The organism is Nocardioides psychrotolerans, from assembly GCF_943371775.1.
Lineage (GTDB): Bacteria > Actinomycetota > Actinomycetes > Propionibacteriales > Nocardioidaceae > Nocardioides > Nocardioides psychrotolerans_A.
Window position 1 is genome coordinate 20,866 of the sequence record NZ_CALRWD010000022.1, and the last position, 22,963, is coordinate 43,828.

Annotated in this window: 17 protein-coding genes; 14 read left to right on the forward strand and 3 right to left on the reverse strand. The window is 72.8% G+C overall.

Annotated features, from left to right (window positions below):
* The first annotated feature begins 6 nt into the window (after positions 1-6).
* The 5 genes from AAG827_RS08565 to AAG827_RS08585 all read left to right on the forward strand — a co-directional run bounded on the left by AAG827_RS08565 (position 7) and on the right by AAG827_RS08585 (position 7,836).
* Positions 7-1,203, forward strand: coding sequence for an endonuclease (locus tag AAG827_RS08565; protein ID WP_341925498.1), 1,197 nt, complete (start codon positions 7-9; stop codon positions 1,201-1,203).
* A 196-nt stretch (positions 1,204-1,399) separates the two neighbouring features.
* A complete protein-coding gene (locus AAG827_RS08570; RefSeq protein ID WP_341925499.1) occupies positions 1,400-5,197 on the forward strand; it encodes a DNA polymerase III subunit alpha in 3,798 nt (1,265 codons plus the stop codon).
* Positions 5,198-5,228: 31 nt separating this feature from the next.
* A complete protein-coding gene (locus tag AAG827_RS08575) occupies positions 5,229-5,936 on the forward strand; it encodes a methyltransferase domain-containing protein (protein ID WP_341925500.1) in 708 nt (235 codons plus the stop codon).
* A 36-nt stretch (positions 5,937-5,972) separates the two neighbouring features.
* A complete protein-coding gene (gene dinB, locus AAG827_RS08580) occupies positions 5,973-7,220 on the forward strand; it encodes a DNA polymerase IV (protein WP_341925501.1) in 1,248 nt (415 codons plus the stop codon).
* 175 nt (positions 7,221-7,395) lie between these two features.
* A complete protein-coding gene (locus tag AAG827_RS08585; protein WP_341925502.1) occupies positions 7,396-7,836 on the forward strand; it encodes a DUF3040 domain-containing protein in 441 nt (146 codons plus the stop codon).
* Between the two features lie 199 nt (positions 7,837-8,035).
* On the opposite strand, the gene AAG827_RS08590 is transcribed toward AAG827_RS08585, so the two are convergent.
* Genes AAG827_RS08590 through AAG827_RS08600 form a run of 3 tightly spaced genes read right to left on the reverse strand, consistent with a single transcriptional unit; the run spans position 8,036 to position 12,688 of the window.
* On the reverse strand, positions 8,036-10,423 hold the full coding sequence (locus AAG827_RS08590) for a DUF3488 and transglutaminase-like domain-containing protein (RefSeq protein ID WP_341925503.1): 2,388 nt from the start codon (positions 10,421-10,423) through the stop codon (positions 8,036-8,038).
* On the reverse strand, positions 10,420-11,745 hold the full coding sequence (locus AAG827_RS08595) for a DUF58 domain-containing protein (protein WP_341925504.1): 1,326 nt from the start codon (positions 11,743-11,745) through the stop codon (positions 10,420-10,422). The genes AAG827_RS08590 and AAG827_RS08595 overlap by 4 nt, the downstream gene beginning before the upstream one ends.
* Positions 11,738-12,688: a MoxR family ATPase gene (locus AAG827_RS08600; protein WP_341925520.1), complete on the reverse strand. Its 951-nt coding sequence runs from the start codon at positions 12,686-12,688 to the stop codon at positions 11,738-11,740. The genes AAG827_RS08595 and AAG827_RS08600 overlap by 8 nt, the downstream gene beginning before the upstream one ends.
* A gap of 398 nt (positions 12,689-13,086) precedes the next feature.
* On the opposite strand from AAG827_RS08600, the gene mraZ reads away from it, so the two are divergent.
* The 9 genes from mraZ (at position 13,087) to murD (ending at position 22,942) form a co-directional block, all read left to right on the forward strand.
* The gene (gene mraZ / locus AAG827_RS08605; protein WP_341925521.1) at positions 13,087-13,500 is read left to right on the forward strand and encodes a division/cell wall cluster transcriptional repressor MraZ; all 414 of its coding nucleotides are present in this window, start codon (positions 13,087-13,089) and stop codon (positions 13,498-13,500) included.
* A 228-nt stretch (positions 13,501-13,728) separates the two neighbouring features.
* On the forward strand, positions 13,729-13,863 hold the full coding sequence (locus AAG827_RS08610; RefSeq protein ID WP_309649404.1) for a hypothetical protein: 135 nt from the start codon (positions 13,729-13,731) through the stop codon (positions 13,861-13,863).
* A gap of 1 nt (position 13,864) precedes the next feature.
* Positions 13,865-14,857, forward strand: coding sequence for a 16S rRNA (cytosine(1402)-N(4))-methyltransferase RsmH (rsmH, locus tag AAG827_RS08615; RefSeq protein ID WP_341925505.1), 993 nt, complete (start codon positions 13,865-13,867; stop codon positions 14,855-14,857).
* Entirely contained in the window at positions 14,854-15,537 is a 684-nt protein-coding gene (locus tag AAG827_RS08620; protein WP_341925506.1) for a hypothetical protein, read from the forward strand. The genes rsmH and AAG827_RS08620 overlap by 4 nt, the downstream gene beginning before the upstream one ends.
* 26 nt (positions 15,538-15,563) lie before the next feature.
* Positions 15,564-17,435 (forward strand): penicillin-binding protein 2, encoded by a 1,872-nt coding sequence (locus AAG827_RS08625; protein WP_341925507.1) that lies wholly within the window; start codon positions 15,564-15,566, stop codon positions 17,433-17,435.
* 92 nt (positions 17,436-17,527) lie between these two features.
* Positions 17,528-18,973 (forward strand): UDP-N-acetylmuramoyl-L-alanyl-D-glutamate--2,6-diaminopimelate ligase, encoded by a 1,446-nt coding sequence (locus AAG827_RS08630; protein ID WP_341925522.1) that lies wholly within the window; start codon positions 17,528-17,530, stop codon positions 18,971-18,973.
* Positions 18,970-20,376, forward strand: coding sequence for a UDP-N-acetylmuramoyl-tripeptide--D-alanyl-D-alanine ligase (gene murF, locus AAG827_RS08635; protein WP_341925508.1), 1,407 nt, complete (start codon positions 18,970-18,972; stop codon positions 20,374-20,376). The genes AAG827_RS08630 and murF overlap by 4 nt, the downstream gene beginning before the upstream one ends.
* Complete coding sequence (gene mraY / locus AAG827_RS08640; protein WP_341925509.1) at positions 20,373-21,458, forward strand: phospho-N-acetylmuramoyl-pentapeptide-transferase; 1,086 nt, start codon at positions 20,373-20,375, stop codon at positions 21,456-21,458. Before murF ends, mraY begins: the two co-directional genes overlap by 4 nt.
* Complete coding sequence (murD, locus tag AAG827_RS08645; protein WP_341925510.1) at positions 21,440-22,942, forward strand: UDP-N-acetylmuramoyl-L-alanine--D-glutamate ligase; 1,503 nt, start codon at positions 21,440-21,442, stop codon at positions 22,940-22,942. Before mraY ends, murD begins: the two co-directional genes overlap by 19 nt.
* Positions 22,943-22,963: the final 21 nt, after the last annotated feature.

Here is a 22,963-nt window from a genome sequence, read left to right on the forward strand (position 1 = left end):
CGAGGCGTGAGCTTCCTTCTCGGGGTGCGCCGTCGTCGCACGGCCCAGGTCCTGTCCGTCCTCCTCCTCTCGTTGCTGCCCCTCGCGCCCGTCGCGCCGGCCGGCGTGGTCGGCTCCGCCCAGGCGGCGACCCCGATCACGGTGACCGCCGCGCGGGCCACCCAGGACGGCTCGACCGCCACGGTGCGCGGCTACGTAGTGGGGCAGCCGACCGCGTCGACCACCGTGGTCACCAGCGGCTTCCCCAGCGACTACGCGCTGGCGCTGGCCGACACTGCCGGGGTCACCGACACGTCCCAGATGATCTACGTGCAGGTCCCGAGCGCGTTCCGATCGGCCTGGGGGCTGAGGTCCAACCCCTCGCTGATGGGCAAGCGCATCGACGTCACCGGCGCGCTCTCGGCGTACTTCTCCCGACCGGGCCTCGTCTCGCCCACCGCCTTCGCCCTGGCTGGCGCGACGGACCCCGACCCGGACCCCGACCCGCCGACCGGCGGCACGAGCGACTACGACAGCACCTACTGGGCGCCGGCGATGGGCAGGTCCGGTGCGGCGCTGGAGTCCTCGCTCCACACGATCATCTCCAGCGGGGTGACCCGGTTGACCTACGACCAGGTCTGGGCCGCGCTGCGCGAGACCGACCAGGACCCCGCCAACCCGGCCAACGTCATCGAGCTCTACACCGGCGACAGCATCTCCGAGAACGCCAACGGTGGCGGCGTCGACCAGTGGAACCGCGAGCACGTCTGGGCCAAGTCCCACGGCGACTTCGGCACCGCGACCGGCCCCGGCACCGACCTGCACCACCTGCGTCCCGAGGACGTCACGGTCAACTCCGCCCGCGGCAACCTCGACTTCGACGAGGGTGGCACGCAGAACGCCGAGGCGCCGGGCAACTACGCCGACAGCGACTCCTGGGAGCCGCGCGATGCGGTCAAGGGCGACGTGGCGCGGATGATCTTCTACATGTCGGTCCGCTACGAGGGCGGCGACGGCTTCCCCGACCTCGAGGTCAACGACGCGGTCTCCAACGGCACCGCCCCCGGCCACGGCCGCCTCTCGGTGCTGCTGCAGTGGAATGCGCAGGACCCGCCGAGCGCCTTCGAGATGCGCCGCAACGACGTCATCCACGCCGACTTCCAGGGCAACCGCAACCCCTTCATCGACCACCCGGAGTGGGCCTCCTCGATCTGGGCCGCCTGAGCCGGTCGCCTAAGCCGGTCGCCTGAGCCGGTCGCCTGACAAGGCCGAGTCGGCGCGATGTTGCAGACCCTGCAACATTGCGCCGACTCGGCGTGCCGGACGGGTTGACGAGACGGCCGGGGAGCGGCCTACACTGGCCGTGTTCGAACGTTTGTTCGAGTCAGTCAGGGGTCGATCCGGCTGTCCAGGAGTGCTCGTGCCCGACCCCTTCGTCCACCTGCAGGTCGCCTCCGGCTACTCCCTGCAGTACGGCGCGTCCCACCCGCACGTGCTCGTCGAGCGCGCCGCGGAGCAGGAGATGGACACCCTCGCGCTGACCGACCGCGACGGCACCTACGGTGCGGTCAAGTTCGCCAAGGCCTGCCTGCGGGCGGGGATCCGTCCGGTGCTGGGCGTCAGCCTCGCCTACACCGGCGGTCGGGGGGCGACCGCCGGACCGACGGCCGGCCGGCCCCGCACCCCGGTCCGCGGCGGCGCGTTCCGCGACCTGCCGGCCGAGCAGGGAGGGCTGGCCCGGGCGACGTTCCTCGCCAGCACCGACACCCACGGCGGCCGGGCCGGGTGGGCGGCGGTGTGCCGCCTGGTCTCGGCCACCCAGCTCGCCGGCGAGCGGGGGAGCCCGGTGCTCGACCTCGACGACCTCCCCGACGAGGTGGCCGAGCTCCTCGGCAGCGGTGACCTGAGGGTGCTGCTGGGGCCGGCCTCCGACCTCGGACTGGCCGCGACCCGGCGCCGCGACGACCTCGCCCTGGCCGCGCTGGCGCCGTGGCAGGAGCTGGTGCCGCGCTCCCACCTGGTCGTCGAGCTGGTCTCCCACCGCCTGCCCGGGGGAGTCGCCCACGGTTGGGGTGCGGGCACCACGCCCCACGCGGCCCGCATGGCCCGCATCGCCCAGCAGGCCGGGTTGACGAGCATCCTGAGCAACGCCGTGCGCTACGCCGACCGCCGCGACGCGGTCACCGTCGACGTGCTCGACGCCGCGCGCCGCCTGGTCGCCCTCGACCTGCGCCACCTCGACCGCCGCAACGCCGAGGGCTTCCTCAAGTCCGGCAAGCAGATGCACGAGGTCGCCGAGGAGGTCTGTCGCGCCGCCGGGCTCGACGACCGCGAGGCCACCCGGCTGCTGGCCCGGACCCGCAGCATCGCCGACCGGTGCGCGCTGGACCCGCGTGCCGACCTCGGGCTGGGGGAGGTGCACTTCCCGGAGTTCACCCTCTCCACCCAGCACGCCAGCGCCGACGTCGCGCTGCGCGCCCGCTGCGAGGGGGCGATCGGCGACCGCTACGGCTCGGCGCCACGGCAGGTGATCTGGACCCGGCTCGACGACGAGCTGGAGACGATCCGCGGCCTCGGCTACGCGTCGTACTTCCTCACCGTCAGCGACGTCACCGACCTGATCCGCGACATGGGCGTGCGGTGCGCAGCGCGGGGATCGGGGGCGGGCAGCCTGGTCAACTACCTGCTCGGGGTCTCGGGCGTCGACCCGATCCGCCACCAGCTGCTGATGGAGCGCTTCCTCTCGCCGCGGCGCGGTGCGCTGCCCGACATCGACGTCGACGTGGAGTCGGCGCGCCGGCTCGAGGTCTACGAGGCGGTCCTCGACCGCTACGGCGGCGAGCGCTGCGTGTGCGTCTCGATGATGGACACCTACCGCGTGCGCCACGCTGTGCGCGACGTCGGCGGGGCGCTCGGCATGCCGCCGGGCGAGATCGACGCGATCGCCAAGGCCTTCCCGCACATCCGCGCCCGCGACGCCCGGATGGCGCTGCGCGACCTGCCCGAGCTGCGCGCCAGCGGGCTCACCGACACCCGGCTCGACCTGATGTTCCAGCTCGTGGAGCGCCTCGACGGGCTGCCGCGCCACATCGCCATGCACCCGTGCGGGGTGCTGCTCTCCGACGCCACGCTCCTCGACCGCACCCCGGTCGAGGCCAGCCACGCCGGCTTCCCGATGAGCCAGTTCGACAAGGACGACGTGGAGGACCTCGGCCTGCTCAAGCTCGACGTCCTCGGCATCCGCATGCAGTCCGCGATGGCCCACGCGGTCGCCGAGATCGAGCGCGTCGACGGGCAGCACGTCGACCTCGACGACGAGGCCCAGGTGCCTTTCGACGATCCCACGACCTTCGCGATGATCAGCAGCGCCAAGACCCTCGGCGTCTTCCAGATCGAGTCGCCCGGGCAGCGCGAGCTGGTCGGCAAGTCCGGCATCGAGACCTTCAGCGACATCATCACCGACATCTCGCTCTTCCGGCCCGGGCCGGTCAAGAGCGACATGATCACCCCCTACCTCGAGGTCAAGCAGGGCTGGCGCGAGGCGACCTACCTGCACCCCCACCTGCGCCCCATCCTCGAGCCCACCCGGGGCGTGGTGGTCTTCCACGAGCAGGTGATCGAGATGATCGCCCGCTTCGCCGGCATCGACTTCGCCGAGGCCGACGAGAAGCGCCGCGCGCTGGGCGACGTCGAGGGGATGGCGGAGACCAAGACCTGGTTCTTCCCGCGCGCGCTCGCCCAGGGCTACCCGCTCTCGGTGGTCGACGAGGTCTGGCGGGTGCTCGAGGCGTTCGCGTCGTTCGGCTTCTGCAAGGCCCACGCCGCGGCGTTCGCCCTCCCGACCTACCAGTCGGCCTGGCTCAAGGCCCACTGGCCGGCGCACTTCCTCGCCGGCGTCCTCACCCACGACCCGGGGATGTATCCCAAGCGGCTGATCCTCGACGACGTCCGTCAGCTCGGCATCGCGGTGCTCGGGCTCGACGTCAACGCCTCCGAGCAGCAGTTCGTCGTCGAGCGGGTCGAGGGTGCCGACGGCCCCGACGGCCCAGATAGCACCGCCGGCTACGGCATCCGCCTGGCCCTGGCCGAGGTCAAGGGCATCAGCGCCGGTGAGGTGGAGCGGGTCGTCGCGGCTCGTCCCTACCAGTCCCTCACCGACTTCTGGCAGCGCGCTCAGGTCTCCCGACCGATCGTGGAGCGGCTGGTGCTCGCCGGCGGCTTCGACGCCGTCTACGGCATCGGCTCGGGTCCCGACGGGGTCCGCGCCCGGGGTCGCGTCACCCGCCGCGACCTGCTGCTCCAGGTCGCCCAGCTCGAGCGACACGGCAAGGCCGTCGACAAGGCCGCACGCGGCCGCGGCCTCGCGTCTCGTCGTACGACGACCAGGGTCGCGGCCGCGCGTGCCGACGACGCGGCCCTCCGCAACAGCACCGACCCCCGTGTCCGCGAGGGCTCAGCCGGACTCGAGCGGCATCCGCTGGCCGACCAGGGGGTGTGGGCCAAGGCGGCGGCCCAGAGCCGCGCGACCGCGGCGCCCGCTCCGGTGACCTCGGTCCAGCTCAGCCTCGACCTCGGCGACGGCCCGCGCGAGGGGGAGGTCTCGGGCCTGCCGGAGATGACGTCGGCGGAGTCGATGGCCGCCGAGCTGGAGATCCTGGGTCTCGACGTGAGCCGTCACGTGGTCGACGACTACGCCCGCTTCCTCGACGAGCTCGGGGTCACCCGCAGCAAGGACCTGCTGGGCCGCCGCAGCCGCTCGGAGCTGCTGGTCGCCGGGGTCAAGGTCGCCACCCAGACGCCCCCGATCCGCTCGGGGCGCCGGGTCGTCTTCCTGACCCTCGACGACTCCACCGGCCCGGTCGACGCGACGTTCTTCGAGGACGCCCAGGGCCCCTACGCCGCCACGGTCTTCCACTCGTGGCTGCTGGTCGTGCGCGGCGAGCTGCGCCGCACCGGCTACCGCGGGGTCTCCCTGCGCGCGACCGGCGCCTGGGAGCTGCCCGCACTGCACGCCCTGTGGCAGCGCGAGGGCATCGACGCGGTCCACCAGCAGCTCGCGGTCCGGCCCGAGGGCTTCGCGCCGCCCGAGCAGCGCCGGGTGCTGGTGCACAGCAGCGGCTTCCAGATGTCGCCCTACGCCGACATCAAGCCGGCCGGCGAGGAGGCCCGCGACGTCGCCCGCAAGCTCTGGCACCGCTCGCCCGGGAGCCCGGGATGATCGGGTGGGGGTGTGTCCTAGGGTGGGCCGCATGTCAGCCAGTGAGCGCAGGGGAGCAGCCCGGACCGCCGTCGTGTGGGACGTCCTGCGCCCGGTCCTGGGCGACGGCGGCCGCGACGTGCTCGACATCGGGGGCGGCACCGGCGGCTTCGCGGTCAAGGTGGCCGAGCTCGGTCACCGGGTCTCCGTCGTCGACCCCAGCCCCGACGCGCTGGCCGCGTTGGCGCGTCGCGCCCGTGAGATCGGCGTCGAGGTCGCGGGCCAGCAGGGTGACCTCCACAGCCTGGTCTCCGCGGTCGGTGCCGACAGTGCCGACGTGGTGCTCTGCCACGGGGTGCTCGAGGTCGTCGACGACCCCGCCGCCGCCCTGGCGACGCTGCGCGAGGTGCTCCGCCCCGGGGGCACCCTCAGCCTCCTGGTCGCCCAGCGCCACGCGGCCGTCCTGGCCCGTGCCATGGCCGGTCACTTCCAGCAGGCCCTCGCCCTGCTCGAGCCCGGCGCGACGACCGGCCGCTCCGGCCACCGGTTCACCCACGACGAGATCACCGGCCTGCTCGCCGACGCCGGCTTCGCGACGTCCTCGGTCCACGGCATCCGGGTCTTCGCCGACCTGGTGCCCGGCTCGCTGCTCGACCTCGAGCCCGGTGCCACCGCGGCTCTCGTCGAGCTCGAGCGCGCCGTCGCCGTGCTCCCGGACTACCACCCCCTCGCGACCCAGCTCCACCTCATCGCGACCTGACCCCGCGGGACCTCCCGCCGGCGCCGGGGTGGCGGCATGAGCGCCCTCCCGGTCGGCGCCGGTGTGGGCAGCGGCGCGAGCGCCCGCCACGTCACCAGCACGCCGATCCTGCACGTCGACATGGACGCGTTCTACGCCTCCGTGGCGACCCGCGAGCGCCCCGACCTCCAGGACGTGCCGGTGATCGTCGGGGGCGGGCACCGCGGGGTGGTGCTGTCGGCCAACTACCTCGCCCGCCAGTACGGCGTCCGCTCGGCCATGACCGGCACCCGCGCCCGGCGGCTGTGTCCGCACGCAGTGGTCCTGGCACCCGACTACGACACGTTCACCACCGTGTCGGCCTCGGTGATGGCGACCTTCCGCCAGGTCACCCCGCTGGTGGAGGCGCTCTCGCTCGACGAGGCGTTCCTCGACGTCCGGGGCTCCGTGCGTCGCCTCGGCACGCCGCTGCAGATCGCCGAGCAGCTGCGCGCGACGATCCACGACGAGCAGGGCATCACCTGCTCGGTGGGGGTGGCGTCCTCGGTCTCGGTCGCCAAGCTGGCCAGCCGACGGGCCAAGCCCGACGGCGTGGTCGTGGTGCCGCCCGAGGAGATGACCTCCTTCCTGCACCCGCTCGACGTGGGCGAGCTCTACGGCGTGGGGGAGAAGACCCAGGCGATGCTGCACCGGCTCGGGCTCATCACCGTCGGCGACGTCGCCCACGTGCCGCTGCGCACCCTCCAGCGGGCGGTCGGCGACGCGCTGGGTCGCCAGCTGCACGACCTGTCCTGGGGCACCGACCGGCGCGAGATCGTGGCCCGCACCGCCTCCGCCTTCGGTCTCGGCGGCGGGGAGCCCGACAAGTCGATGGGCGCCCAGGAGACCTTCGGCCGCGACACCGACGACCGGGCGGTGGTCCTGCGCGAGATGCTCCGCCTCACCGCCAAGGTGGCGGGACGCATGCGCACCGCCCAGGTGGCCGGTCGCACGGTCACCATCACCGTGCGCTTCGCCGACTTCACCACCATCACCCGCTCGCGCACCCTGCCGGAGGCGACCGACGTGACCCAGGAGGTCTATGCCGCGGTCACCGGCCTCTACGACGCCCTCGGGCTCCAGCGCGCCCGGGTCCGGCTCGTCGGGGTGCGGGTGGAGGGGCTGGTGCCCCGCGACAAGGTCCACCACCAGCTGGCCCTGGGCGAGCGCGAGCACGGCTGGGCCGAGGCCGACCGGGCCGTCGACCGGGCCACGCGACGCTTCGGCGCGGCCGCCGTACGCCCGGCCAGCCTGATCCAGCGGTGATGCCAGGCCCCCGCCGGTCGCCCACGTGGACCAGTCCGGCAGGCTTCAGGGCACTCGTCCCGGCCGGTGTGGGGCATCCGATATCGCTTCGGTGACGAATTTCATGAACGCGCCTACCGTGATGTGGAAGCGCTGCCTAGACTTGGCTCACACCAACGCGAGACGGAGGGGATCCGTGCCACTCTCGGAAGAGGAACTGCGACTGCTCGAGCAGATGGAGCGCGCCCTCGTCGAAGAGGATCCGAAGTTCGCCTCCACGCTGAGGGGCACTACGCTTCGACGGTCCGCCCGGCGTCGCGCCATCGTGGCCGGGGTCGTCTTCGTGATCGGCATCGTGGTCCTGATGACCGGTGCCATCACCAGCATCATCCCGGTCGGCATCGTCGGCTTCGTCATCATGCTGGGCTCCGCGACCGTCTCCCTGACCGCGATCCGCGGCCAGGCAGCCGCTGCCGCCGAGCCGCGCCAGACCGGTCACCCCTCCGGCTTCGCCGTCATCGACGGTGGCCGCAGCGGTCGCACCAAGCGCCAGCGCCGCCCCAGCAACGGCACCTTCATGGAGCGCGTCGAGGAGCGGTGGCGTCGTCGCCGCGACCAGAACGGCGGCGGCTACTAAGCCCCACATCGGCCCGCCCCGGACTCGGCCGGCCACCACCAGCACCACCCGGACCCCGCTCGCACCGCGACCGGGGTCTCGTGCTGTCCGGTCACCCCGGGGGGATAGTGCGGGACGTTATCGACCTTCCACGACGCTGGGAGGGTCGAAAACGTCCCGCACTATCCCGGCAGGACCAGACCAGCCAGCCTCGGGGGGATCAGCCGACGTGCTCCACGACCCCGCTGTCGAGGGACTCGGTGCGCGAGGCGGGGGCGACCGACGAGCGGGGCTCGGGGCGCAACAGCGAGCGCGGCCACCAGTGCGCCGTACGACGGACCCGCGGCGTGCAGCCCAGCCGCAACGCCGTGACGCACACGGTGACGTCCTCGGCGAGCGAGTCGTCGGCGCCGGCGTGGCCGCGGGCATAACGCAGCCGCTCGAGCCGGTCGACGATCCGGTCGATCGCGTCCACGGCGTCAGGGGCCAGCTCGGGCCCGCGTGCGGGACGCTGGACCCCGTCCACCTCCGGGCCGCCCAGCTGGGTGACCAGCCAGTCGCGGGTCTCCCGCGGGGACCGACCGACCGGCCAGGCCAGCCTCAGGTCGCGAGCCTCCGCCCGCAGCTCGGCCCACGCCTGCTCCGGCCCTCCGGCCAGCCGGCGCTCGCGCACCCGCTGGCGCAGCAGCTGCGGGGTGAGGGCGAGCGCGACCAGGAGGCCGAGGGCGGCGAAGATGCCGAGCACCCGCAGCCACGGGAAGGTCGAGCCGTCGTCGCCGGTGTCGGCAGCAGCCGCCTCCTCCTCGGGGGTCGCGGAGGCCGACGGGCTCTCGGAGGTGCGGTCGGGGACGGCCTCGCTCGCGCTGGCCGACGGGATCTGCGGGTTTGGGGCGGCCGGGACGTTCTCGGTGGTGTAGCCCGGCACCTGGGCCTCGCGCACGCGGTCGGAGGGGGTGGGCTCGAAGAGCACCCAGCCCGCGCCGGGGAAGTAGAGCTCGGGCCAGGCGTGCAGGTCGCGCGAGCTGTACTCGTAGACGCCCGCCCCCACCCGTGTCGGCTCCAGGAAGCCGATCGCCACGCGCGAGGGGATCTCCAGCACCCGGGCCATGACGGCCATCGAGGCCGCGAACTGCTCGCAATAGCCCACGCGACCGCCGTCCTCGTCGAGGAACGCCTCGAGCTCGTCGACACCGTTGCCCTCGTCGGACTTGCGGATGCTGTAGGTGAAGCCGCCGTCCTCGCGGAACCACTGCTGGAGCGCCTGCGCCTTCTCGAACTTGGTCTCGGCCTCGTCGGTGACGCCGAGGGCCAGGTTGGTCACGAGCGAGGGCAGCCCGGTGGGCAGGTCGAGGAACTCCGCGTTGTCCTCGTTGACCGCGGACCCCGACGCCGCCATCTCGGCTGCCTGCAGGTCCAGCTCGACCGCGGTCATCGCGTAGTCGAGCCCGGCGACCGACTCCTCGTCCGGCCCGGCGATGAAGTCCATCGTCTTGGGGTCGAAGCGCCAGTCGCCGCGGGCGACGATCGAGGAGATCGGGGCCTGGGTCGGGAGCCAGGTGGAGTCGAAGGCCGCAGTGATGTTGACGCGGTAGTCGTAGGTCGCGCGCGGCACGCTCGGCAGCACGCCCTCGAGCGCCGGCATCGCGCCGTTGGGCAGGTTGTCGGTGGGCACCTCGCGGTCGCCGGAGCTCCACTCGTTCTGGCTGAAGCGCGTCAGCGCGGCGATGCGCAGGTGGTCGGGCGACGGGTCGTCGGTGGTGATCCGGACCAGGGGCACGTCCGGGCCCTGCTTGAGGTCGCGCTGGAGGTCGGCCATCGGGTTGTTGATGGTGATCTCGTTGTCGCCGCCGGGGCCGTTGCCGAAGTCGAAGAGCGTCACGTCGAGCGTCGGGATCGCGAGGGGTACGACGAGCGCCAGGGCCGTCGCCACGCCGCCGATCGCGCCGGCGCTGGTGCGCACGGCTCCTGAGCGCACGTCGAGGCCGGTGTCGTTCTCGAGGTGCTGGCCCAGGGGACGGCCCCAGCGGGAGACCTGCTCGCTCTCGTGCAGGTAGAGCAGCGACATGAAGCCGACGGCCGTGGCGGCGAAGACCCACCAGGAGATGCTGGTGTCGAGGAGGCTGACCGGGACGCTGTAGACGCTGAGCAGCGGCAGCCCGGCCAGCGGGACGCGGCGCAGCGTGCAGGCCAGCAGGTCCACGAGCAGGAGGCAGCCGAGCCCGCCCGCCACGAGCAGGGGGTGGATGCCGGGCACGCCGTCGGGCACGGGAGCGGCATAGGCGTTGGCGCTCTCGACCGCGTCGCGGAAGGCGCTGAGCATCTCGGCGTACGCAGGCCCGACCGGCAGCGGGGAGCCGGTCAGCATGAGGCAGGCGAGCATCCCGGAGATCGCGACCTGGAGCAGGAAGACCACGAGGCCCGGCAGCCGCCACCAGCGGGCGAGGGCGCCGGTGCCGGCGACGACCGCACCGAGGAGCAGGAGCGGACCGAGGTAGGGCGAGGACGACTCGCTGAAGCCGCGCCACGAGAAGGTCGCGGCCCAGGTGGTCGCCGCGGCGACCAGCGCGAGGAGCAGCCCGCCGCGGAGGCTGGAGCGGTCACGCCTCACCGGGTCACCTCCGGCTCGAGGGGACGCTCGGCGGGGCGGACCATGGCCATCCCCTCGGGCACGTCGGAGCCGCTGCGGGAGACCCGGGGGCCGCTTGCGGTGCGGCCGAGGTCCTGCCACACCGCGTCCAGCCGGTCGCGGGGTCCGAGGGTGACGGTGCGCCAGCCCTGCTGGGTGAGCACCGGTGCGGCACTGCCGGGCCCGCGCGAGGGGGTGGCCCAGGCATCGACGTCGAGGGCGATCGCGAGTGCCGAGGTCGTGTGGTGCTGCATGCGGCGCAGGGCCGGCACGTCCATCGCCTCGAGGCTGCCGAGGACCGCCACCGTCAGGCCGCCGTGGGTCTGCTCGCCGAGCCAGCTGGTGTCCAGCTGGATGGCCGGCTCCGGCTGCACGACGGCGAGCGCCTCGAGCAGCGGGCCGGTGTTGAGGTCGGCGTCGCGCTGGTGCCACGAGCTCGCCGAGTCCTCGCCGGAGGCGGTCACGAGACGCACGGTGAAGCCCCGGTGGCTGAGGTGGACCGCGATGGATGCGGCGGCGGAGACGGCGGCCTCCAGCGAGGAGGCGATGCCCTGGCCGCGGTGCACCCGCATCCGGTTGTCGAGGAAGAGGGTGGCGCGCGACTGCCAGGGCTGCTCCTCGCGACGCACCATGAGCTCGCCGACGCGTGCCGAGCTGCGCCAGTGGACACGCCGCAGGTCGTCGCCCTGGCGGTAGTCGCGGACCGTGACGTCCTCGGCGGAGCCGGCGGCGAAGGCACGGGGGCGGTTGTCTCCGGAGCCGGTCGTGCCACCGCCGAGCGGGATGGAGGGGAGCGGGACCGTGCGCGGCGTGACGACCAGCGGGACCGTCGTGCGGAAGGCGCGGCCGAGCTCGACGAGGCCGAAGGGGTCGCTCACGCGGACCGACATGGGACCGATCTCGAAGTGGCCGCGCACGTCGGAGCGGACCTGGTAGGTCACGTTGCGTCGCCAGCCGTGGCCGATGCCCTCGAGCACGAAGCGCGGGCGGGTGCCGAGCACGTAGGGCACCTGGTCCTCGAGCAGCAGCACCCCGCTGGGGGTGCGGCCCTCGTTGGTCAGGGTCAGGTTGACCCGGGCCGACTGGCCGGCGGCGACCAGCTGCGGGGAGACGGTGCGCACGAGCGCCAGGCGGTAGCGGCTGCGTCCGAGGAACACCGCGGTCACCAGCGGCAGGGCCAGGACCAGGATGCCGACGCGGGTCAGGGCAGGCTGGCCGAGCAGGACCGCGCAGACCACGGCCGTGACCCCGGCAGCGAGGAACGCCCGTCCGCGGACGGTGAGACCGGCCAGCGCCTCACGCACGGTGCTGGGGCTCGGGCACGGGCACGGAGGCCACGAGCGCGTCGAGGATCGCCGTGGTCGATCGCCCGCTCATCGCCGACTCGACGCTCGGCAGCAGCCGGTGCGCCAGGACGGGGCGCGCCAGCGTGCGCAGGTCGTCGGGCAGCACGTAGTCGCGGCCGTGGATCGCGGCGTAGGCCTTGGCCGCGCGGACCAGGTGGAGCGTGGCGCGGGGGGAGGCGCCGAGGTTGAGCTGGTCGGTGCGGCGGGTGGCCCCGGTCAGCGCCACGGCGTAGCGCTGCACGGCGGGGGAGACGTAGACCTGCGCCACGATCGCGCTGAGCTTGCGGATCTCCGCGGCGTCGGTCACGGGCTCGAGGTCGTCGATGGGGTTGGAGTCGGAGCGGGAGTCGAGCATCGCGATCTCGGCGGCCTCGACGGGGTAGCCGATCGACACGCGGGCCATGAAGCGGTCGCGCTGGGCCTCGGGGAGGGCGTAGGTGCCCTCCATCTCGATGGGGTTCTGGGTGGCGATGACCATGAACGGCGTCTCGAGCTGGTAGGTGCCGTTGTCGACGGTCACCTGTCGCTCCTCCATGCACTCCAGCAGCGCCGACTGGGTCTTGGGGGAGGCGCGGTTGATCTCGTCCCCCACCACGATGTTGGCGAAGACGCCGCCGGGGCGGAACTCGAACTCACGGGTGTTCTGGTTGAAGATCGAGACGCCGGTGACGTCGGAGGGCAGCAGGTCTGGGGTGAACTGGATGCGACGCACCGTGCAGTCGATGCTGCGGGCCAGGGCCTTGCTCAGCATCGTCTTGCCGACACCGGGGACGTCCTCGATCAGCAGGTGGCCCTCGGCGAGCAGCACGACCAACGCCGAGCTGACCACGTCGGGCTTGCCCTCGATGACGCGCTCGATGTTGCTGCGCACCTGAGCCACCACCCGGGACAGGGTCTCCAGGTCGGCTCCTGCGCCGCTGCTCGACGTCGTCCCCGACGTCGCAGTCGTTGCCTCCACGTGCCGTTCCTTCCCCATCGCACCTGCTGAGAGCGCCCAGGCGGGCGCCGAGACCTCCAGGTTGCCTGGGTCACACCCTAGATCGCTGCGGCAACCCGAGGTGAGCCCCACCTCCTGGCTCTGGTGCTTCTGACTCGCGGCACCTGCCGTTGGTTGCGCTGCGACGGCGTCGATCTCCCACGATCCGCCCCACGAGCCGGCACCCGGCATCCGGATCGGGGTGGGAAACGGCCTCTTTGTGGTTGACGGTGGGGGAAAGTGGAGTAATGTGGGGCGAAGTGGAGGAAGCGACCAGTGCGGTGGGTGACGGTGGCGGATAGAGGAGGTGCTCCATGCGGTTCATGGGCACCTTCACGCCGAAGCTCGACGAGAAAGGTCGGCTCTTCCTTCCCGCGAAGTTCCGGGACCGGCTGGCTGAGGGGGTTGTCGTGACGCAAGGTCAGGAGAACTGCCTGGTCGTCTGGCCTCCGGAGGTCTTCGACCGCGAGGCCGACCGTGCCTCGGAGAAGCCGATGACCAGCAAGGCAGCACGTGGCTACAACCGCATGTTCTTCTCCGGCGGCGACGAGGTCGTCCCGGACAAGCAGGGCCGCATCGGCATCCCCGCGAACCTGCGGGACTACGCCGGGCTCGAGCGGGACGTGGTCGTGATCGGTGTCCGGGACCGCCTCGAGATCTGGAACCCCACCAAGTGGCGGGAGTACCAGGAGGCCGAGGTCCTCAAGTTCGCCGACCTCGACGAGGACGACGAGTAGTCAGCTCCACCCCGCACCACCGGCACCACGCACCACGAACTCAACAACGGATCCGCAGGACGAGGTCTCTGGCCCGCTTCCTGTACCCCCCGCTTTCTGGGCACCTTCCCCGGCGCCAGAACACGGAACTTCCCTCGGGAAGCGGGCAGGAGACCTGGCCCTGCGGATCCGCCACCACCTAGTCCACACATGTCACCAGCACGAGCGCTGCGAGCGGGGTCGAGTCCGATGAGCGTCACACAGCCGGCACCACGCCGGGTCCGTCACCAGGCGCGTGATGCTGCCGCGGTGATGGCGTTCTCGGCCGGCACGTCGGTGGCCTTCGCCCTGGCCTTCCTCCTGCTCGCCCAGCTGGGTCGCTGACATGTCGGCCTCCCACGTCCCGGTCCTCCTCGACCGGGTCGTCGCCCTGCTCGCGCCCGCCCTCGACCACGAGGGCGCCGTGCTCGTCGACTGCACCCTGGGCCTCGGCGGCCACAGCGAGGCGGTCCTCGAGCGCTGCCCGCTGGCCCGCGTCGTCGGCATCGACAGGGACACCGCAGCCCTCGACCTCGCCCGCAGCCGCCTGGCGCCGTACGGCGAGCGCTTCACCGGTGTCCACGCGGTCTACGACGAGATCCCCGGCGTGCTGCGCGACCTGGACCTGGCCTCCGTCGACGCCGTGCTCTTCGACCTCGGGGTGTCCTCGATGCAGCTCGACGTGCGTGAGCGCGGGTTCGCCTACGCCGTCGACGCGCCCCTCGACATGCGCATGGACGGCACCACCGGCCCCACGGCGGCCGACGTGCTCAACACCTACTCGGCCGCGGAGCTGACCCGGGTGCTGCGCGACTACGGCGAGGAGAAGTTCGCCCGCAAGATCGCCGGTGCCGTGGTGCGTGAGCGCGAGAGCGAGCCCTTCGAGCGGTCGGGACGCCTGGTCGAGCTGCTCTACGCCGAGATCCCCGCGCCCGCCCGCCGGACCGGGGGACACCCCGCGAAGCGGACCTTCCAGGCCCTGCGCATGGAGGTCAACGACGAGCTGGCCGTCCTGCGCCGCGCGATGCCGGCGGCGATCGAGGCGATCGGGGTCGGCGGCCGGGTCGTCGTCGAGTCCTACCACTCCCTCGAGGACCGGCTGGTCAAGCAGGCCTTCACCGCGGGGACGCGCTCCACCGTCCCGGTCGACCTGCCGTTCGTCCCCGAGGGGCAGGAGCCGCCGCTGCGCCTGGTGACGCGCGGCGCGGAGAAGGCCGACGAGTCCGAGATCGCCGCCAACCCCCGCGCCGCGTCGGTCCGCCTGCGCGCCGTCGAGCGGGTCCACCCCAGCACCAGCACGAAGAGCACCAGCACCTCCCGGAAGGAGCCGCGCAGATGAGCAGTCCCGCACCCGCCACGGTCCGATCACGCCTCTCGACCCAGGGTCGAGGTCTCGCGGGCGCGGCCGTCGAGAGGGCGCGACTGACCGTCGTGCCCCGTCGTCGCACGCGCGCGCCGAAGGTCCCGTTCGTCACGCTGGTGAGCCTGCTGCTGCTCGCCGGCGTCGTCGGGCTCCTCCTCTTCAACACCTCCATGCAGCAGGCGTCGTTCACCACGACGGCCCTGCAGGAGCGGGCCACCAACCTCGCCGCCCGCGAGCAGGCGCTGGAGATGGAGCTCGAGGAGCTCCGCAACCCGCAGCGACTGGCCGCCGAGGCGCAGCGCCGCTTCGGCATGGAGCCGGCCGGTGCTCCGCTCTTCCTCTCCCTGGAGAGCGGGGAGGTGACGGGGGAGCGCGGCGAGCCCGCCGAGCGCCTCGACCTGGTGCCCGACCAGCCGACCCGTCCCGGCGTCCTCGACCCGGCTCCGATCGTCACGACCGTCATCGGTGACGTCCCGGCCGACCAGCTGGCCAACCAGCCGGGCCAGCCGGGCCAGAGCGGAAACCGCGGCGACACGGCGCGTGGCAACGGCCAGGGTCGAGGCGAGACCGGTAGAACTGGGTCCCAGCAGCAACAGCAGTCCCAGGGACAGCAGGGACAACAGCAGGGCCAAGAGCAGCAGCGCTCCGACCGCTGATGCCGCCGTCGAGCAGGAGACCGACCGTGAGCCGAACCCGCCAGCAGCGGCTGCGTCCTGGCACGCGCGGCTCGTCCGACCTGCGCATGCGATCCGGCTTCGTCCTGATCGCGATCGTGCTGTCCTTCTTCGGTGCCCGCCTGGTGCAGCTCCAGGGCCTCGACCCGCGCGAGTACGCCGCCATGGCGGCCGCCGACGGCTCCGTGACCGTGACGCTGCCGGCCGAGCGCGGCGACATCCTCGACCGCAACGGCGAGCCCCTCGCCGACTCCGCGGCCGGCCTCATGGTCATCGCCGACCCGGCCCTGACCGCGCCGCGGGCCACCGAGCTCGCGAAGTTCCTCTCCACCCGCCTCGCGGTCGACTACTTCCGCACCCTCGAGCGCCTGCGCGTCGAGGACAGCCGCTACCAGTACATCGCCCGTCAGGTGCCGGCCCGCATCGTCTCGACCGTGATCGACGAGGCCCGCGCCCGCGCCAGCGACGCCGCCGAGCAGGCGCTGGAGGCCGAGCGGGACGGCGACGAGGAGGCGCTCGCCGAGTTCGAGGAGATCGCCGACGCCTACGCCGGTCTGAGCACCGAGCGCGACCCCGTGCGCGTCTACCCGGCAGGCGACGTCGCGGCCAACCTGGTCGGCTTCCTGGGCACCCCCAACCCCGACGGCAGCGCCAAGCCGTCGGCCGGCTTCGAGTCGATGTTCAACTCCTACCTCGCCGGCACCGACGGCGAGACCAGCTACCAGGTCGGCGCCGGCAACAAGATCCCGCTCGGCGACAGCACCATCGTCGAGCCCACCGACGGCCGCGACCTCGTCACCACGATCGACCGCGACCTGCAGTTCTTCACCCAGCGCATCGTGCGCCAGACCGTGCGCCAGGCCGGGGGCGAGTCGGGCATCGGCGTCGTCCTGGACACGCGCACGGGCGACATCCTCGCCCTCGCCGACGACCCGACCTACGACCTGAACAAGCCCGGCGAGGCCAGCGAGGACGACTACAAGTCGCGCGCGATGACCGACGTCTACGAGCCCGGCTCGGTCGAGAAGGTCCTCACCGTCGCGGGCCTCATCGATGCCGGCAAGGTCACCAACCGCACGCGGCTCCTGGTCCCCGGCGAGCTCCAGCGCCAGGACCGCCCGATCGGCGACTACTTCGACCACGGCCTGCTCAAGCTCACCCTTGCGGGCGTGATCGCCAAGTCGTCCAACATCGGCACCGTCCTCGCGGCCGACAAGTTCGAGGACGGCCAGCTGCGCGACTACCTCACCCGCTTCGGCCTCGGCCAACGCACCAACATCGGTGTCGGCGGCGAGACCGCCGGCCTCCTGCCCGACGACTCGATGTGGACCAGCCAGACCCAGGACCGCATCGCCTTCGGCCAGTCCCTGTCGGTCAACGCCGTGCAGATGGCCGCCGCGGTCAACACCATCGCCAACGACGGCGTGCGCATCGACCCCAGCCTGATCAAGGGGTCGGCCACGACCGACGAGGGTGACGAGGTCGGCACGGACGTCGCCACGACCCGTCGCGTGATCAGCGAGGACGCCGCCCACCAGACGATGCTGATGATGGAGCGGGTGCTCGACCCCGAGGAGGGCGTCGCCCCCGGCGCGGCCGTCCCCGGCTACCGCGTCGCCGGCAAGACCGGCACCGCGCAGCGCGTCGGCGAGGAGTGCGGCTGCTACGACGGCACCTTCACGGTCTCCTTCGCGGGCTTCGCCCCGGCCGACGACCCGCGCTTCACGGTCTACGTCGTGGTCCAGGACCCCACCAACGGCGGCGGTGGCGGCTCGGTCGCCGGACCGGCGTTCTCCCGCATCATGAGCTATGCGCTGCGCCGCTACGCGGTCCCGCCGACGGGCACCCCGGCCTCCCGGCTGCCCGTCGAGTGGAGATGAGCCATGATCGTCCGGTGGCAACCCGACCCGAGCACCCCGAGGTCCTCGCGCTCCCGGACGTCGTCGCCTGGCTGAAGGCGGCCTACGGAGGGGTGCAGGTCGTCGGTGATCCCACGGACGTGCGGGTCACCGGGCTGTCCCTGAGCTCCCAGAGAGTCGTTCCCGGTGACCTCTACGCCGCCCTCCCGGGCGCGCGCGCCCACGGCATCGGCTTCCTGCCCGCCGCGCTCGAGGCCGGTGCGGTCGCGGTCCTGACCGACGAGGCCGGCGCCGCGCAGGCGGCGCAGGCCGGCACCGACGTCCCGGTCCTCGTGGTCGACGAACCGCGCCGGGTCCTCGGCCACCTCGCAGCATACGTCTACAGCGACCCCGCCCGGTCGCTGCGGATGATCGGCGTCACGGGCACCCAGGGCAAGACCACGACGACCCGTCTCGCCGAGGGCGGGCTCGAGCGCGCCGGCGTGCGCGCCGCGGTGATCGGCACCGTCGGCACCCGCGTCGACGGCACCGACATCGAGACGACGCTGACGACCCCGGAGGCGCCCGACCTGCACGGGCTCTTCGCGATGATGCGCGAGCGCGGCGTCACGGCCTGCGCGATGGAGGTCTCCAGCCACGCGCTGGTGATGGGTCGCGTCGACGGCGTGGTCTTCGACGTCGGTGTCTTCCTCAACCTGGGTCGCGACCACCTCGACTTCCACACCGACGTCGAGGACTACTTCCGCGCCAAGGCCTCGCTGTTCACCCCCGAGCGGTCCCGGCTGGGGCTGGTCAACGTCGATGACGCCCACGGGCGTCGGCTCGTGACCGAGGCGAGCGTCCCCGTGCGCACCATGTCCTCGCAGGGCGCCGACGCCGACTGGCAGGCCGTCGACGTGGTCCTGCGCGCCGACGGGTCCACCTTCACCGTGCGCGGCCCCGATGGGCTCAGCGTCCCCGCCGGCTGCCCGGTGCCGGGCGACTTCAACGTCGCCAACACCCTCGCGGCCATCGCCGCCTGCGGGGAGGCCGGTCTCGACCCGGGGGCGGTCGCCACGGGGATCTCCGGTGGCGCCGGGGTGCCCGGCCGCTTCGAGCAGGTCGACGCCGGCCAGGACTTCGTCGTGGTCGTCGACTACGCCCACAAGCCCGACGCCGTGGCCGCTGCGCTGCGCACGCTGCGCCCGCTCACCGACGGCCAGGTGATCATCGTGCTCGGCGCCGGCGGCGACCGCGACCCCGGCAAGCGGCCGATCATGGCCGGCATCGCCGCCGACCTGGCCGACGTCCTGATCATCACCGACGACAACCCCCGCACCGAGGACCCGGCGAGCATCCGGGCCGCGATGCTCGCCGGCATCGGGCCGGGGGTGAGGGCCGAGGTCGTGGAGCAGGGCGACCGCCGCCTCGCCATCACCGACGCCGTGGGTCGAGCCCGCCCCGGCGACATCGTGATCGTCGCCGGCAAGGGCCACGAGACGGGGCAGACGATCCACGACGTGGTCCACCCCTTCGACGACCGCGTCGTCGTGCGCGAGGCCCTGGAGGCCCGCGGATGATCCCGCTGACGCTGGCCGAGGTCGCGACCGTCGTCGACGGAGTCGTCCACGGTGACCCGACGCTGACCGTGACCGGACCGGCGTACGTCGACACGCGAGCGGCCACCGACGGCGGACTCTTCGTGGCAGTCGTCGGCGAGCGCGTCGACGGCCACGACTACGCCGCCGGTGCCCACGCGGTGCTGGGCAGCCGCCCCACCGAGGCCCCCACCGTCGTCGTCGCCGACCCGGTGGTGGCCCTGGGGCGTCTGGCGCGGCACGTGCTCGACCGGCTCGACGTCCCCGTGCTCGCGCTGACCGGCTCGCAGGGCAAGACCGGCACCAAGGACTACCTCGCGCACGTGCTGGCCGCGGCCGGTCCCACGGTGGCGACGGCCGCCAACAACAACAACGAGATCGGCGTGCCGCTCACCGTGCTGCGCGCCGACGCCACCACCGCCTACCTCGTCGTGGAGATGGGCGCCCGCGGCATCGGCCACATCGCCTACCTCTGCGACATCGCCCCACCGAGCGTGGCCGCGGTGCTCAACGTGGGCACCGCCCACATCGGCGAGTTCGGCAGCCGCGAGGCGATCGCCGAGGCGAAGGGCGAGATCGTCGAGGCCCTGGGCGTCGACGGCACGGCCGTCCTCAACGCCGACGACGACCTGACGTCCGCGATGACCTCGCGCACCCGGGCCCGCACGCTCACCTTCGGCGCCGAGGGGGAGAGTGCCGGTGACGTCACCTGGCGCGGCCTCGAGCTCGACGCGCTCGGTCGCCCCACCGTCGAGCTCGGCCACGACGGCGCCTGGCGTCGCGTGTCCCTCACCCAGACCGGTGCCCACCAGGTCGCCAACGCCGCGGCCGCCGTGGCGATGGCGCTCGCCGTGGGCCGGACCTTCGACGACGCCGTCGACGCGCTCGCCACGGCGACGTCCGCGTCGCGGTGGCGGATGGAGCTGCACGAGCGGGCCGACGGCCTGCTCGTCGTCAACGACGCCTACAACGCCAACCCCGCCTCGATGGTGGCCGCGATCGACGCCCTGGCCGCGATCGGCGAGCGCGCCGGTCGTCGTACGGTCGCGGTGCTGGGGGAGATGCGCGAGCTCGGCCCCGACGCCGAGGCCGGCCACCGCGAGGTCGGCCGCTCCGCCGCCGCCCACGGCACCGACGTGGTGGTCGTCGTGGGCGAGCCGGCCCGCGGCATCGCGGACGGTCTCGCCGAGCGTGACGACTGGCACGGTGAGGTGATCGTCACGGCGGGGCGTGACGACGCACTCGCCTGGTTGCGGGAGAATGCCGTGGCCACGGACGTCGTCCTGGTCAAGGCCTCACGCGGCGCCGCCCTCGAGGTGGTGGCCGACGGGCTGCTCGACGCAGACCCGACAGATCCAACGACAGGAGTGGTCCCGACACCATGAGAGCGATCCTGCTGGGCGGCGGACTCGCCCTGCTCATCTCGCTGCTCGGCACCCGGGTCGCGATCACCTACTTCACGCGCTGGGGTTACGGCCAGGAGATCCGCGACGACGGTCCGACCAGCCACCACACCAAGCGCGGCACCCCCACCATGGGTGGCGTGGTCATCATCCTGGCCACGGTGGTCGGCTACTTCGCGGCCAAGCTGATCACCCTCAGCGCCCCCTCCGCGTCCGCGCTGCTGCTGCTCTTCCTCTTCGTCGGGATGGGCCTGGTGGGCTTCCTCGACGACTTCATCAAGATCTCCAAGCAACGCAGCCTCGGCCTGCGGAGCAAGGCCAAGATGGTCGGTCAGACGATCGTCGCGGTGATCTTCGGCTTCCTGGCGCTCTCGCCGATGCTCGAGGACGCCAACGGCCGCACCCCGGCCTCCGAGAAGGTCTCGTTCCTGCGCGAGATCGACTGGCTGGTCCTGCCCACGATCCTCGCGATGGTGCTGATCTGGCTGATCGTCACCGCGACCAGCAACGCGGTCAATCTCACCGACGGTCTCGACGGCCTCGCCACGGGCGCCAGCGTGATGGTCTTCGGCGCCTACATGCTGGTCAACATCTGGCAGAACAACCAGTTCTGCCAGCAGGACCCGAGCGGCCAGTGCTACAACGTCCGCGACCCCCTCGACCTCGCGGTCATCGCGGCCGCGATCACCGGGGCCTGCTTCGGCTTCCTGTGGTGGAACGCCGCCCCCGCGGCCATCTTCATGGGCGACACCGGCTCGCTCGCCCTGGGCGGGGCCCTCGCCGGCTTCGCGATCCTCACCCGCACCGAGCTGCTGCTGGTGATCCTCGGCGGCATCTTCGTGCTGGAGACGGTCTCGGTGATGATGCAGGTGACGTGGTTCAAGACCACCAAGCGCCTCACCGGCACCGGCAAGCGGATCTTCCGCATCGCCCCGATCCACCACCACTTCGAGATGCTCGGCTGGGAGCAGGTCACCGTCGTGATCCGCTTCTGGATCATCACCGGCCTCTTCGTGGCCACCGGGCTGGGCGTCTTCTACGCCGAATGGGTCGCGCGGCTGTGACCGGGCCGGACCCCTCGTCCCTCGGTCGCCTCGACGCCTGGGACGGGGTCAAGGCCGTCGTCGCGGGCTTCGGCGTCTCCGGCTTCGCCGCCGCCGACAACTTGCTCCACCTGGGCGCCGGTGTCACGGCGCTCGCCGAGGGTGCCCGCAACCCCGAGGAGCTGGAGAAGGCCGAGCTGCTCGAGGTGCTCGGCGCCCGCGTCGACCTGCACACCGGGGCCACCCTCACCCTCCCCGACGACGTCGACGTGCTCGTCACCTCGCCCGGCTTCCGGCCCGACGCGCCGCTGCTCGCGCAGGCCCACGCCCGCGGGATCCCGGTCTGGGGCGAGGTCGAGCTGGCCTGGCGCCTGCGCCACCCCGAGCACGACACCCCGTGGCTGTGCGTCACCGGCACCAACGGCAAGACCACGACCGTGCAGATGCTCGACTCGATCCTGCGCGCGGCCGGGCTGCGCAGCGTCGCGGTCGGCAACGTCGGCCTGCCGATCGTCGAGGCCGTCATGGACCCGACGCCCTACGACGTCCTGGCCGTCGAGCTCTCCAGCTTCCAGCTCCACTACACCGACTCGATGAGCGCCCAGGCCTCGGCCGTGCTCAACGTCGCCGAGGACCACCTCGACTGGTACGACGGCCCCGCGGGGATGGACGCCTACACCGCGGACAAGGGGCGCATCTACGAGCGCACCCAGCGCGCCTGCGTCTACAACGTCGCCGACCCGGCCACCGAGGCGCTGGTGCGCGAGGCCGACGTCGTGGAGGGCGCCCGTGCCATCGGCTTCACGCTCGGCATGCCCTCGGTCGGCATGGTCGGGCTGGTCGAGGACATCCTGGCCGACCGGGCGTTCGTCGAGACGCGGGACAGCACGGCCGCCGAGCTGTGCACCGTGTCCGACCTGGCCTCCGACGCGCCCCACTTCGTGGCCAACGCGCTCGCCGCCGCGGCGCTGGCCCGCGCGCACGGGGTGAGCCAGGTCGCCGTACGCGACGGGCTGCGGGCCTTCCGCCCCGACGGCCACCGGATCGCCCTGGTCGCCGAGCGCGACGGGATCGGGTGGGTCGACGACTCCAAGGCGACCAACCCCCACGCGGCCATGTCCTCCCTGCAGGCCTACGACTCCGTGGTCTGGGTGGCCGGCGGGCTGGCCAAGGGCGCCCGCTTCGACGACCTCGTGCAGGCCGCGCGCGGCCGGCTGCGCGGCGTCGTGCTGATCGGGCGCGACCGCGACGTGATCGCCGAGGCGCTTTCGCGACACGCGCCGGATGTCCGGGTGTTGACCGTCGACGGCGGAGAGACTGACACCCAAGACGGTGGACGGGCCCTGATGGGGCGCGTCGTGGACGCGGCAGCCGACATGGCACGAGCCGGGGACACGGTGCTCCTCGCACCGGGATGCGCCTCGATGGACCAGTTCACCAGCTATGCGGCACGGGGCGACGCGTTCGCCGCGGCAGTCCGGGACAGGCTCGACGACCAGCACTAGCAGCACCGGCCAGGAGAGGGG